The following is a 12,741-nucleotide window of genomic DNA, read 5'->3' as shown; positions in this document are numbered from 1 at the left end:
TCATTTCAAAATACCTCTCATATCTTCTTTAAATTTTCCCACTTGTTCTTTAAATGCGGGACCGACAAAGGGTGTTCCCGATTGATACCTTGTACCATATTCTTGATAAACTCCGTATTCCACATTATCCCCTCTTACTATTGCAGTTCTTCCTCCGTCAACAATATCAAGTGAGATACTTCTTTTAAGAGTTCCAGTATCTACTGGTGCAAATCTTTGAGCCTTTTCGTGCATCTCTGCCCCGTTTCTTTTGACAATTTGTTTTGCAAGTTCAGCCCTTAATATTTTTTCACTTAAAGATTCTGTCAGTTTTTCAAATCCACTAAATTTACAACTAAAACTCATTGCTTCACCACCAAATGCATAACCTGTTCTTGTCTTAAAGTCCTAATCATCTTAACCGAGTAAATTGCTTTGCCAATTAAAACATAATCAAATTCTTCAGTAACCTTCGTCTTAATTCTTATGGTCTTTGCTCCCTGGACTACTTTCCCATATAGCAAATTCATTGCCTCTGTTCCAGTATCAGTTATATCTGCATATCTTTCAGTCTGCACTATATTTTCTATGTTATATTCTCCAGTATCTCGATTATAAATTTCTTCTTCTTTTACAAATTTCACTGTGTCGCTATATCTCATAGAAATCGCACAACCTTTTTATTTTTAAAGTCCTCATCAAGTTCATCTATAAACTTGCCTATAAAATCAGCATATTCATCAAAATCGCTTGTACTAAAATTAATACTATGCCCTTCAACAGTTTCAGAGGTCATTCCCTCGCTACCTATGCGGTTATATCTTTTTACTGCAATTTCAACTACTATAAACTCTAATTCTTTTGGTACTTCTTCAATCTCTTTTGGCAGCAGCGCTATAAGTTTTTCCTGAGTTAAATTTACAATTAAATCTATTAATTTCTTCTGCTTATCATCAACTATCCCATCAATAAATATTAAATTTGTAACTCTTTCAGCAATTGTCATTAAATCACCTTGCTTTTACTCTTTTCTTATTGACTGTTATAATCTCAACTTCCTTTGCAAATCCTTTTTCGATTATTTCCTTTGCTCTTTCTTCGTCCTTGTAGTCTATTACAGAATTTAAAAGGCGAAGTTTATTTCCCTCGCCCTTATCTCTGTATTCTCTTATAACTCTAACTATCATACGCTTGGAGTAGCTGCAGCTTTAATTGTAACCTTGATAATACCATCAAGTCTTTCGGCAAATAAAGCTCCGCCTGATAGGGTAGTAGTTTCAGCTGTCAATCTTTCTTTGTTAATTGCGTGAGTAATGCCGATGATGCCTGTCTCATCTGTTACAAAGTCAAATCCTGCCTTTGCAATTTCTCCGCCATTAACAATTGGATAGGCAAAGCAAAGATTTTCTGCTGCTGTTGCATACATCGTTTTAGCTGTAACTTGAGGACTGATTATAACTATATCTACTCCTAAAAAGTTCTCTACATAGTTAAGACCAAATTCATTTTGTATAGTTATATTTGCCTTTGCTAGATAATCTGATGCATCCATAGGATTTACAAAGGCAATTGTAATTGCTCCATCATCTTCAAATTTAGTCTGCACGTTTCCCCATGCTTGTGCTAATGCGCCTTGAAGTCCTTCTCCATCTACTGCGGTTGTTCCCTTTCCTAATTGTGTGAAAAAGTTGCTTCTAACTTCCTTTTGTAACTCTCTTACAAGTTTTTCATCAGTCATAGCTATTGCTCTAGCAAATCCGTATTTTTGTATATCTTCAACCGCTACCGCTTTTCTGTGCTTTGAATATACAAGTTCAATAGGTTCTGCCTCTTCCATATCAACCTTGGATAGTGGGATAATCTCTCCTTTAGCCACTGTACCATTTTGTAATGTAACTTTTGATTTATAAGTTTTAATTACTGAGCCTGCAGCCATTGGAAACTTTCTTTGCACTCCTAACATTGTTAAAAGTGATGAAATACTATTTCCAAATCTTTCTACAAAGTCAATGGATTGTGCTTTTACTAATTTTTCAGTTAAATTTTCCGCCATAATTTTTTCTCCTTTATTCAAATAAGTTTAAGTTTTCAGCTATCTTCTCTTGTCTTAGGATAGGGTTTTTTATTTTCATAATTTCCTCTTTAGTTAGTTTTGAGCCTCCACTCTTTTTAGGTGTAGTTCCTCTTAATTTATCCTTGACAACTTTTTCTACTTCTGCATTAAATAATTCTACAAAGCTGGATATATTTTCCTTGGTCTTATCTGCTTCCTGGTCTACTAAAATTTCTAAAAGATTATCTGAAATTGATATATCTTCTTCTGATAAAATTCCTCTTGCCACCTTTATCATTTCATTTTTATTTCTTTCCGCCCTTAACTCGTTAAGCTCTTCTTGCAGCTTATCTCTTTCATACTTAATTTTTTCTTCTGCGTTCATCTTTTCAAGTTTTTTAGCTTCATCTACTCTTTTTTCTTCTTTAGCCTTCCAGTCTGCAAATTTTTTGTTTACAATTTCGTCTACATCTTTATCTGTGTATTTCTTTTCTTCCTGTTTTTCTTCAACTTCTTCTACTTTTTCATCTGTATTAGTTTCAACTTCTTCTACTTTTGTTTCTTTGATTTCTTCCTTCATTTAATCCTCCATAATTTATAGTTGTAATGCTTAACTTACCCTTAGCTTTTAATGTGTTTCCAAGCCTGCACAATAAAAAAATCGTGATTCCTCACGATTATTCACTATGGACTGGCGCCAAACTACACTCACAAAATGGATGCATAGGTGGCACATCATGGTCGCTGTCAATATCAAATACTTCTCCGTTATAAGGCATGCAATGATTACAAGCGGTCGGTTCACATACCCACATCATTTTGGTATATCCATTTTCTTTAAAGCTATCTATTTGATAAGCTATTTGAATTTTAGCAGTCTCCGTTACCGCAATTCTTCGTGCCGCATAGGTGTAATTGTCTACTGTTTTCTTTAGGTTTTTTTCTAAAGTCTTACTCCACTTATAAGGGTTTTCACCTTTATATATCGTTCGTCTAATTCCCTTTTTTAAGTCAGCGACTAAATCTTGTTGATTTGCCCATATTCGGTCTGAAAATCGACTTTCTTTGAAAAATCTTTCAATAAAATCAGGAGGCAAGGCTAATCGTTTAAATTCATAATCCTCTTCAAGCCTCTTCCTCTCCTCTTTTACCTCCGCCCTTAAATGCTTTTCTAGATTTTTCTCCTCTTGTCTTGAATTTTTAAAAGTCCTTAAAAGTGCAAAGGCATATAAATATTCTAATTTACTCATCCGTTTATTTATTTTTGTGTTTTTTATCTGCTCTTTTTCATAGTAGTTTAATTCCTGGTCTTGATACTCCTCAAAATCCTCTTCAAGGCTATCAACATCTTCTTCATAGGCTCTTTTCTTTAAATTGTTTATATCAATCTTATCTCCACTACTTTTTAAAACAATTCTTTCAATCTCCTTCTGTGCAGTCCTTATGTTTTTAGAATAAAGTTCATCTATTTTCTTTCTGTATTCCTTATCCCTTTTTATTTTTGCATTTATGCCTTTAAGTTCAATCTTCTTCAAATCTTTCATGGTCATACTCCACTAACGGCGCTTCCTGTTGCTTTATCTTTTCCAGTTCCTGTTGCACATTATCCACTACAGATAGCGTTTTTAATACTGTCTCATCACTTACTATGTCTATAAGCTGTTGTGCCGTCTGTGCCTCTTCTAGGAGGTTTGACGGTATATTTCTTGTAAACTGGTATGTCAAATCTACTAAATCATCTTTTATTATTTTAGATGTGGGCGCATTGGCTATAATACTAAATCTTTTATTCATTCCCTTTACAAATTTACGTTCTTTTGTATTTGCAAGATTACTCATAGATTGTAATTTATACTTAAGGGCGATGCCTGATGATGTTCCAAAGTTTTCATCATTAATATTTGCCACCATTGCTATTGAGAATATTAATTTTTCAATTCTGTCAATTAGGTTTTCTTGTGTCTCATCTGCATTAGGTTTTTCCATAAACTCAACTGTTATTTTGGAGTCGTCAAAGTTAGCCAAGTTTATAATCCTATTTCTTTTGATTTTTAATAGGTCTTCCTCTTTTAGTTCCGCACCTAATATTTTCATGTAGGCGTCAGCGAAATAATCCACATCATTAGCCTTTTCTGATATTGCCTTATTGTATGCATTGATTAAAAGTTCAACGGGTTCAAATGCTCCTTGCCTTTCTTCATTTTCTACATACTCAACTATTGGCACTTCTCCAAATACATTAGGCTTTTCTTCTTCATAAATTACCTTTCCGTCTTTTATTCTGAAATACTTTATTGTATTTGCGTCAGATATTGAGCCATTAATCCCTTTTAACTTGTCCTCTTTATACCTTATGCCATAAAGGATTCTCTCTCTTATTGAATTGTCATAAATTAAAAAAGCTTCTCTAGGGTCTACTCCAGTAATACCTATTTGTGAGTTCTCGTCATAATAAATAAGTTCATAAGCGTGGCCATAAATATCGCACTTCTTTGATAATTCTGCGTTGTTGTCATCAATGTTATTATAGGCTTCTAAAAACTGAATAAAATCTGATACTTTTTTATTTGAGTGTGAGGTCTTAACGGGTATCCCCATAAAATATCCATTAAAGGTATCTACAATATACTTAGCAAAGTTAACTACTAATCTGTTATCAGGTTTATAGTCCGCCTTTTCTTCTTGATATAAAATGTCGTGGTCTGATTTATACATTCTTTCCAGTTCTTCATATCTTAGGTTTAATCTTTTGTGTTTACTAATGAAATCAATTAATAATTCATCAGTGAGTTCATCATCATTTAAAACAAATTTCTTTTCGTATATCAATTTATCCCTCCTTTATAGTCCGTGTTTATAAAAATTAGAAACAGTATTTGCAGTCATTTTTCTAATAATCGTATAAGTTCCATATCTTAAAGCATCACAGGAGTGGTCGTTTTCTTTAATAGGTTTATCTACTCCAATTTCCGCCGCTTTTTCGTCCCAAGAGTACCCATATAGCTCATCTATCAGTCCTGCACATGTATTACTTATAAATAGTTTGTTATCTGAAAATAGGGTCTGTGTGAACCTTATGCCGTCTATAACGTCGTTCTTCGCTTTATAAACTCTAAATCCATCCCGCCTTAATTGTGTTATAAAACTTGCTGCGCTTGGGTCAACGATTATTGGAATATATCTTCCATCTAAAAAGTTTTTCATCTCGATTGAATATTCTGCATCCGTCTTTTGTTTATTTGCATCTCTGCCACTGTATCTGTACTCTTCCACCACATACCATTTATCATTTTGTCTTCCAAATAATAAAAACGATGTAGCGTTTTGAGTTCCATAGTCGACTGCCACAAAACACTCTTCAAGGTAATCCGGTACTTCTTCAACTACATGTATATCTGGATTGAACATGCCATATATAAGCCCCTCAGCCCTCGTCCATTGACCTAAAATAAATCTATTATAGTAAACACCTTGATACTCTTTTTTTAACGCCTGAACGAACGCTGGTGACAAATAAGGGTTATCGTCAATAGTGTAATGTTGCTCGTATATATCGGCGCCACTGTCTAAAAATTCTTTGAACCAGTGCTTAGGATTATCTGGGTTACAAGTGCCATCAAAAACAGAATTGGGTTTATCAAGTCTTGATTTTAACATCTGAAATACTGGCTCAGCCCAAGTTGTAATTTCATCTCCATAAGCGTACTCAATTCCTGCACCTTGAATTTTTGTTACTGCGTTCTTTTTATCTGCACCTAATACATAACATTCTTTGCCAAATAGATTTATTTTATTATCATTTTTTACTGTGCCGACTAAGGCATCACCCCATATTTTACGCATAGGGTCTAAGATGTTTCTTTCTACTGTTGCTTGTGTATTCCCTAAAATAACAATTAATCCATCATTAGTAGTATTTCTTATCCTCTTAGGTATAACAAAGTAATCCATATAGGTTTTTCCGCTTCTTGTTGCTCCTGATTTTATATTCCACCTTCTTGTGGCCTTTAAAAAATATTCTTTTTGCTTTTCACTAAATCCCATTAAAAACCACTCTCAATACTTGCTAATACTTCATCAAGCCTATTTAACATCGACTCGTTAGAAATTCTTGGTCTGTCTCGCCATTCTTCGGGCTTTCTATTCTTTAACCAAAATATCTGCGCTGTTGTATCTCCTGGCATATGTCTTTTATAAATTTCTTTTCTTTTTGTTACTTTGCCGTCTACTTCTTGAATATATGTTTTTTCTTCTTCATACTCATAACCCATGGCTCTTTTAAAGAGTGCAGACTCAACTTCATAATCTACAACCTCTTTCCCCTTTTTTAAGGCTGCCTCTATTGCCTCATATTTCTTTTTCCATTCTCTAAGAGTGGAGTAAGCAATCCCCATGTTTTTTGCAATCTGTTCTTCGGTTAAGCCTTTTTTAGCCCAACCATTAATAAGTATTAATTTTTCTTCTTCTAACCACTCTTTATATTTTGCTCTCGCCATCACCTCACCACCGTTTTTTAATTATCTATGTTTCCTGTTCGTATTCTGAAACCTTTAACATCACTCTTTTTGATATTGGTAAAATAATTACCTCATATCCAACTTTTAAAAATGCTTGGGTAAATATCATCTTGGCCATAACTTCTACTGGCATTGCTCCATAAAATACAATAGGTATAAATATTAAACTATCTCCAATTTCTCCAACTAAGCTAGATGTAATCGCTCTTGCTCCATAGTTTTTATGTGATGATTGGTATTTCTTCTTCATCATTCTAAATACGTTGTCGTTTAAAAAATCCCCTAACCATAATCCCAAAGTAGATGCTATTAAAATTCTTGGTGTATTCCCCAATATAGTTTTAAAGGCTTCTTGATTTTCATAAAATACTGGTGCAGGAATTTTTATAGCAATAGTAAATGCTATTACTGCAAATAAATTCATAATTAATCCTAGGTAGTTTGTCGCCCTCGACCACTTATATCCATATACTTCACTAAAAATATCTGAAAGTATATAAGTTATTGGAAATATAATAACAGCTGCAGGCATAACCAAGTCAAAGGGTAATTGAATTTGCTTGCTTGCTATAATGTTACTCACTATCAAACAACTGACAAAAATAAGCGTCAGCAGTAATTGTAGTGAACTGTATTTTTTATTTATTAATTCTTTCATTTTCTCTCCTATCGTATGATTCGTTCTTTTGCAAAAAAGAAACTAGGACAAAAATTGTTCCTAGTATTCCTAAAATCTCATATTTCATTATAAATATTTCTCCGCATACTTACTAAATTTGACCCACTCAATAAAGTTATTCATAGCAGTCTTATAATTTTTAACTCTTTGACCTTCTTTTTTGTCTATTTTTATCATCGTCCTTCCATTAAATTTATAAACTGCTCCAAATCTATTCCCAGATAACCAAGAAGTGCTATCTACTGAGTCAAATCTATATTTTTCTAAGCCTTTTAAATTTGTAAATCCTAATCCATGGACTTTGCAATTCTCAATGTGTGCTTCTTTTATTAGCTGGGTAAATACTGGATATTGCTTCGGTCTTATTTCTTTTGTAACTATCCCACCTATGGCTACATAGTCATATTTTTTAATCATTTTTAACCAGTAATCATGACCTCTTGAAACATGCCAAACAGGAATGCTTTTCTTGCCAGTAAGTTTTTCTAATTTTGCCCTCAGCCTTTCAACTTCTTTAATGCCAACTAAAACATCAATATCAAGTTCAAAAAATAAATCTATGTCTAATTTGTTGATAAGGGCTGCATATTCTTCAATGTATTCGTCCCAGTCTACTTTGTAATTTTTAGCTTGATTCATAAAGGTAAAAGCTCCTGAGTCTAATAAAAAATTGTTAAATTCTTTAATTAAGGGAAACATCCACTCCTTACTTCTTAAATAAAAATAACTCTCAAGTATGTTCAGGCTTTTTGTTTCTATTGCATATCTGTCTTTATCATATAGATTGCCTGCCAAGAAAATATTCATGTCCCCTCGATGTTCGCCAACTTCATAATACCCCCCCCCCGCCTAAGAATGCGTTAATTAAAGGACTAAGGGCTTTCTTTTTACTGCTCAGTTCTGCTAAATAAATTTGCATTACCTTTTTCCATTCATTTATTAAATTCCCTGTGACCCCCCTGCAAGGTAAATAATCATTTTTCAAATGTCTTTCCACAATGAGGGCAGGTTATAAGTTTAGGTTCTTTGTGATGTTCTTCTGTTTCTTCAAAGAAATGGTCTACATCAACGCTTGATGTTAAGCTATCAATTTCAAAATCTTCAAAGCCTGTGAATAAATTTAATCCTGCAAGGTCTTCAAATTCCTGTTCTAAAAGTTCAAAATCCCACTCAGCAAATTCTGACACCTTATTATCTGCCAACCTAAAAGCCTTGACCTGTTCTGGAGTTAAATCATCTGCAATAATACAGGGTACTTCTTCAAGTCCTAGTTGTTTTGCAGCCTTTAATCTTGTATGCCCTGCAACAATAATTCCCTCGCTATCAATAACAATGGGGACTTTAAATCCAAATTCTTTTATACTTTTTGCCACCGCTTCAACCGCATTATCATTTTTCCTTGGATTATTTTCATAAGGTATTAAATCATCTACATTTTTATATGTAATTTTTAACTTATCCATTTTGACCTCCTCGCTTATATATGACCACCTTCTATATACAAGAAAAAAAGAAGATGCATTATCTTAACATCTTCTTTTTGTTTCGTAACTCTAATTTATATAATTTATAAAAGGAGGCAATAGTTAAACTTTTAATCTACTATTACACCTTATATATTAGCATTTAAAAATCGCACAAACCGCACAAAATTTACTTTAATAAATCAGATATTCCTAAATAATTTTTACTTTTAGATTTTTTTAATGATTCACACAACTTATTAACATCACAAAAATAATTTTTTACATAATCATATCCTTTTGAATAACTCTTATTTTGAGATTTATAAAATTCACTAGCTTTCATTTTTGATTTTTTCTTTTGAAACTCTAAATTCAAATTGTCATAATTTATAAATACAAACTCAATCTCGTGAGCTGTATAGAAATTATAAATTTCATATCTATCGTAAGCTTTTTTCAAACGTAACTTCTCTTTCTTTGAATCTAAAACTCTAAATATTATTAATTCCTTTTTATAATCAAATTGCAAGAAATTCTCTATAAGTTTATTTGTCGTCATTCTTTTATAAACTTTTTCGTCCAGTAAGTTGCTTCTATCAAAAATAAGCATTTTGTTATCCAATAAAATATCCATAATTGCACATTCGGCTTTACCTTCACAAATACATAATATATAAAAGTTATTAAAATCTAAGTCTTTTAAATCAATATTATCTGGCATTTGATACCTCAAATTTTATATAATCTTTAAAACGCTTTATATTTTCATAACTTGGAGCAGTTCCTTTTATATAGTTAGAAAGTAAAACATCGCTTTTTTTAAGATCATCTCTCTCTACAAGTTCACTTAACAACTCAATCGTTGCTCTTTTTTCTTCATTTCGTCTCAAAATATATATGTTATCTGATCTATTCATAAAATCTATTAATTCTGGATAATGAGTAGTAAAAATTATTGTCGCTCCATTCTTATTAATTGTTTTATCTTTAAATAAGTCCATAAAGACTTTAACAAGTTGTTTATTTAAATGATTTTCAATTTCATCTACTAATAAATATCCTCCATATTTTAAAACTTCTAAACTCATATCAGCTAAACTATTTCCTTTAATAGTGCCTGAAGATATTAATTCTCCCCAAACTAATTGATTTCCTGTTGAATAATATCCATTAGAATTTTTAAATTTTAAAACAACGTTGCTATCAATATCATCGTTTTCATGTTTTAAATAATCAATATTTTCATCAAACAAATTTAAAACTTCTGAAGGGACACTGTTTTTTACTTTGAGAAAATTTAAATTTACATCATCAATCATATCTCGAACCAATACTCCATTTTCCTTAGTGATCATAGTTATAATACTATCATCTTCTTTTAAAATTTGTTTTAATTGATTATCTAAATTCTTTCTAGTCAAATCTGAATTGTTATCATTTAACTCCTCTGATATAAAATTTTTCAAATTTATTTTGGATTTAATTCTTGATTTTGGAACGCTTTTTAAATATTCATTACTAAATTTAATTCTTAATTGACTTTTATTATCTAAATCCCTTTCCACATAAGAAGAAATCTTATGAAATTTATTGTTTTGATAGAAAGTAACTTCATAATTAAATTTCTCCATTGAAAAAAACAATAAATTTTTCATTTCATTCAAACTTTTATTATTTATAACAATTTCTAAAATAAACTGAACAATTTTTAACAAAGTTGTTTTACCTACAGCATTTAAGCCTACTATAGAAATAATATTATTAGAATTTATACTTTCTACAATATTATTTGTTCCTTCTTTATTCACCACTTTATCATTAGTAAAAAAATCTAAGTTGATACTTTTTTCAAAAATATTAACTCTATTAAATTTAATATTTAAAATAGTTAAAATGTTTAAACTATCCATAGCTCCCTCCTTCATATAAATATATTATAACAAATGAAAGATAAGAAATAAACACTTTTCCCGTTTATTTCTTATCTTTCATTTAAATATCTATTATGAATCATTCTTGCATAAGACTCGTTTGAGCTTCCTAATTGTTTAGAAATATATACCCAGCTTTTACCTTCAATGTATCTTAATTCAAACACTAATCTTGTTCTTGAATCTTCAATACTTGATATAAAATCTTGTATCTGCATTTCTAACTCAATACATTTTTTATATCTCTTATTAAGGGTTCTCTTTAATCGGCGGTAGTATGGAGAATTTTCGTATCCCTCAATTTGGATATGTATTTCCTGGTAGGGAAATTCAGTGTTTGACCCTTTAACTCTATCTCTAACAATGGATCCTTCAAGCTTTTTAATTTTCTTTTCCAAGTTTTTAATTTCTTTTTGCAAATATATATATTGCATAAGCTGAGTTTTCTCCAATACTTCCACCTCTTAATTAAAAGTAATATTTACCTTTTTACAATCTCAATGCCTGTTTCTTCCTTTATGGTCTTTATAATATCTTTAAGGTCTAAATATTTTTTATCTATGGAGTCATATAGGTCTATAAAGGCTTCATAGAATTTTACAAGCCTTTTGCCTCCAAATCCGAATTCATCCCTTAATATCATCATAGGCACCGCCATAGATAACTCCGTTGCCTCTTTTATAGCGTCATATCTCCCTTTTTTATAGCCTTGTTCAATATAGTTTTCTATCTCCTTATAGGTTACTTGATATAGTGGCGTTTTTTGCTTTTTCATAAGTCCTCTTCTTTTACGAAAACTCCGTTTATAGTTTTACCTTTTCTATCTTTGATTTTGTCGTATGCTCTATCTAAGCACTCAACTGGGTCTAAATTTAATTGGTCACATAGAATAATTAATGTAACGAATATATCGCCCATTTCAAGCTGCATGTTTCCTCTATACTCTACAACTTCTGGATCGTCGTCACCTTCTCCAAAGTTACATTTGTTATATTCATGTACCATCAAAATCCACTCGTCTCTAAACTCAAAGGCTTCTTCGATAAATTTCATGAACTGTCTTTCTGCGTTTCCTTCGTGGAGTAAGTCTTTATCTTTTGCCCATTCAAGGACTTTATTTCTCAGTATCTCGAAGACCTGGTCCTCATTAAACCTATCAACATCTAAATTATCAAGGATTAAATCAACATTATCTTCATAATCTTCTAAAGTCCTTATGTCTAAAGAAAATACTTCAGCCTCATCATTATCACTTTTGTAAGTTAGGCACTTAACTTCCGCTTCAGGGTCACAATAAATCAATTTCATTATTAAATCTTTAACTTTCATTCTCCCACCTCATCATATTTAGCTTCCTGTAAAATAAAATCAATTACACGATAATATCTGTCTTTTAAAAACTTATTATCTTTATGAGTTTTTTCTATACTTTTTTTTAGTTCTTCTAAAGTTCCTTGGAAACACCCTGTAGTCCAAATTCCCAAATCCGTCCAATAAGAGATAAGGTTATTCTTTCTTGATGTATTGACTTGGACTGATATAATTTTCTGACCCTTTAACTCTTGTGTATTTATCCAATTAAATTTGCTCCAATTAAATTTGCACGTCTTAAATCTGCATTACTTAAATTTGCTCTTTCTCCATTTTGATCTCCATTTAACCACTTTTTATGTTTTTCTAAAATTTCATTTAATTCTTTATATTTCATTCTTCCACCTCAATTTATTTTGTTTGTTGATAAGGATTTAGTATAACTTCTCCCCTGTACTCATAAGTTGTTAAATACTTAGTTTCATTTTTCATTTTTTCTTCTATAAATTTTTCTGCTTCTTCTTTGCTATCAAAATAAAATTTATTTTCTGGGTATGTGTCAAAATACTTAATCACTAAATGCTTTTTCATTCTTCCACCTCTTTGTTTAATAAATCTTGAATACAATAATCGTTTATTATAGGTTCTATTAAATCAAAGTCAGTTAGTGCCGCTGTATCTCCACTGTGATACCATATCCATGCGGATTTACTATCTTTTATTCTTTTGATTTTTCCTATCTCATATCCATTTGAACCTTTATATATAACTAATTGATTTACTTCAAACTTCATTTCTCCACCTC

22 protein-coding genes are annotated in these 12,741 nt (G+C 31.3%); all 22 read right to left on the bottom strand.

What is annotated here, in order from left to right:
* A complete protein-coding gene (locus tag PEPCATONIAE_RS00285; RefSeq protein WP_138158774.1) occupies positions 1-345 on the bottom strand; it encodes an HK97-gp10 family putative phage morphogenesis protein in 345 nt (114 codons plus the stop codon).
* Positions 342-641: a hypothetical protein gene (locus PEPCATONIAE_RS00280; protein WP_139659121.1), complete on the bottom strand. Its 300-nt coding sequence runs from the start codon at positions 639-641 to the stop codon at positions 342-344. The genes PEPCATONIAE_RS00285 and PEPCATONIAE_RS00280 overlap by 4 nt, the downstream gene beginning before the upstream one ends.
* Complete coding sequence (locus PEPCATONIAE_RS00275; RefSeq protein ID WP_138158772.1) at positions 638-985, bottom strand: phage head-tail connector protein; 348 nt, start codon at positions 983-985, stop codon at positions 638-640. The genes PEPCATONIAE_RS00280 and PEPCATONIAE_RS00275 overlap by 4 nt, the downstream gene beginning before the upstream one ends.
* A 4-nt stretch (positions 986-989) precedes the next feature.
* The gene (locus PEPCATONIAE_RS00270) at positions 990-1,166 is read right to left on the bottom strand and encodes a hypothetical protein (protein ID WP_180339324.1); all 177 of its coding nucleotides are present in this window, start codon (positions 1,164-1,166) and stop codon (positions 990-992) included.
* On the bottom strand, positions 1,163-2,032 hold the full coding sequence (locus tag PEPCATONIAE_RS00265) for a hypothetical protein (RefSeq protein ID WP_138158771.1): 870 nt from the start codon (positions 2,030-2,032) through the stop codon (positions 1,163-1,165). The genes PEPCATONIAE_RS00270 and PEPCATONIAE_RS00265 overlap by 4 nt, the downstream gene beginning before the upstream one ends.
* A gap of 13 nt (positions 2,033-2,045) precedes the next feature.
* Positions 2,046-2,612, bottom strand: a complete 567-nt coding sequence (locus PEPCATONIAE_RS00260; protein WP_138158770.1) for a DUF4355 domain-containing protein — start codon at positions 2,610-2,612, stop codon at positions 2,046-2,048.
* Positions 2,613-2,709: 97 nt separating this feature from the next.
* Positions 2,710-3,576: a minor capsid protein gene (locus PEPCATONIAE_RS00255; RefSeq protein ID WP_180339323.1), complete on the bottom strand. Its 867-nt coding sequence runs from the start codon at positions 3,574-3,576 to the stop codon at positions 2,710-2,712.
* Entirely contained in the window at positions 3,554-4,861 is a 1,308-nt protein-coding gene (locus PEPCATONIAE_RS00250) for a phage portal protein (protein ID WP_180339322.1), read from the bottom strand. The genes PEPCATONIAE_RS00255 and PEPCATONIAE_RS00250 overlap by 23 nt, the downstream gene beginning before the upstream one ends.
* A gap of 12 nt (positions 4,862-4,873) precedes the next feature.
* Entirely contained in the window at positions 4,874-6,076 is a 1,203-nt protein-coding gene (locus PEPCATONIAE_RS00245) for a PBSX family phage terminase large subunit (RefSeq protein WP_138158768.1), read from the bottom strand.
* A complete protein-coding gene (locus PEPCATONIAE_RS00240) occupies positions 6,076-6,528 on the bottom strand; it encodes a transposase (RefSeq protein ID WP_138158767.1) in 453 nt (150 codons plus the stop codon). Before PEPCATONIAE_RS00240 ends, PEPCATONIAE_RS00245 begins: the two co-directional genes overlap by 1 nt.
* A 25-nt stretch (positions 6,529-6,553) precedes the next feature.
* The gene (locus tag PEPCATONIAE_RS00235) at positions 6,554-7,207 is read right to left on the bottom strand and encodes a queuosine precursor transporter (protein WP_138158766.1); all 654 of its coding nucleotides are present in this window, start codon (positions 7,205-7,207) and stop codon (positions 6,554-6,556) included.
* 87 nt (positions 7,208-7,294) lie between these two features.
* The gene (locus PEPCATONIAE_RS00230; protein ID WP_138158765.1) at positions 7,295-8,035 is read right to left on the bottom strand and encodes a hypothetical protein; all 741 of its coding nucleotides are present in this window, start codon (positions 8,033-8,035) and stop codon (positions 7,295-7,297) included.
* Positions 8,036-8,202: 167 nt separating this feature from the next.
* Positions 8,203-8,691, bottom strand: coding sequence for a ParB N-terminal domain-containing protein (locus PEPCATONIAE_RS00225; RefSeq protein ID WP_138158764.1), 489 nt, complete (start codon positions 8,689-8,691; stop codon positions 8,203-8,205).
* Positions 8,692-8,881: 190 nt separating this feature from the next.
* Positions 8,882-9,415: a hypothetical protein gene (locus PEPCATONIAE_RS00220; protein WP_138158763.1), complete on the bottom strand. Its 534-nt coding sequence runs from the start codon at positions 9,413-9,415 to the stop codon at positions 8,882-8,884.
* A complete protein-coding gene (locus PEPCATONIAE_RS00215) occupies positions 9,405-10,604 on the bottom strand; it encodes an AAA family ATPase (protein WP_180339320.1) in 1,200 nt (399 codons plus the stop codon). The genes PEPCATONIAE_RS00220 and PEPCATONIAE_RS00215 overlap by 11 nt, the downstream gene beginning before the upstream one ends.
* Positions 10,605-10,675: 71 nt before the next feature.
* Positions 10,676-11,077 carry a hypothetical protein gene (locus PEPCATONIAE_RS00210; RefSeq protein WP_138158761.1) on the bottom strand — a complete coding sequence of 134 codons (402 nt, stop codon included), beginning with the start codon at positions 11,075-11,077 and terminating at the stop codon, positions 10,676-10,678.
* 29 nt (positions 11,078-11,106) lie between these two features.
* On the bottom strand, positions 11,107-11,400 hold the full coding sequence (locus PEPCATONIAE_RS00205; RefSeq protein WP_138158760.1) for a hypothetical protein: 294 nt from the start codon (positions 11,398-11,400) through the stop codon (positions 11,107-11,109).
* On the bottom strand, positions 11,397-11,954 hold the full coding sequence (locus tag PEPCATONIAE_RS00200; protein WP_246060397.1) for a nucleoside triphosphate pyrophosphohydrolase family protein: 558 nt from the start codon (positions 11,952-11,954) through the stop codon (positions 11,397-11,399). The genes PEPCATONIAE_RS00205 and PEPCATONIAE_RS00200 overlap by 4 nt, the downstream gene beginning before the upstream one ends.
* The gene (locus tag PEPCATONIAE_RS08560) at positions 11,951-12,109 is read right to left on the bottom strand and encodes a hypothetical protein (RefSeq protein ID WP_218975501.1); all 159 of its coding nucleotides are present in this window, start codon (positions 12,107-12,109) and stop codon (positions 11,951-11,953) included. The genes PEPCATONIAE_RS00200 and PEPCATONIAE_RS08560 overlap by 4 nt, the downstream gene beginning before the upstream one ends.
* A gap of 86 nt (positions 12,110-12,195) precedes the next feature.
* Complete coding sequence (locus PEPCATONIAE_RS08555) at positions 12,196-12,333, bottom strand: pentapeptide repeat-containing protein (RefSeq protein WP_218975500.1); 138 nt, start codon at positions 12,331-12,333, stop codon at positions 12,196-12,198.
* Between the two features lie 14 nt (positions 12,334-12,347).
* On the bottom strand, positions 12,348-12,527 hold the full coding sequence (locus PEPCATONIAE_RS00190; RefSeq protein WP_138158759.1) for a hypothetical protein: 180 nt from the start codon (positions 12,525-12,527) through the stop codon (positions 12,348-12,350).
* Positions 12,524-12,730, bottom strand: a complete 207-nt coding sequence (locus tag PEPCATONIAE_RS00185; protein ID WP_138158758.1) for a hypothetical protein — start codon at positions 12,728-12,730, stop codon at positions 12,524-12,526. Before PEPCATONIAE_RS00185 ends, PEPCATONIAE_RS00190 begins: the two co-directional genes overlap by 4 nt.
* Positions 12,731-12,741: the final 11 nt, after the last annotated feature.

This window comes from Peptoniphilus catoniae, assembly GCF_901447155.2.
GTDB classification, from domain to species: Bacteria; Bacillota; Clostridia; order Tissierellales; family Peptoniphilaceae; genus Peptoniphilus_E; species Peptoniphilus_E catoniae.
This window is presented reverse-complemented; position numbering and strand designations above follow the sequence as displayed.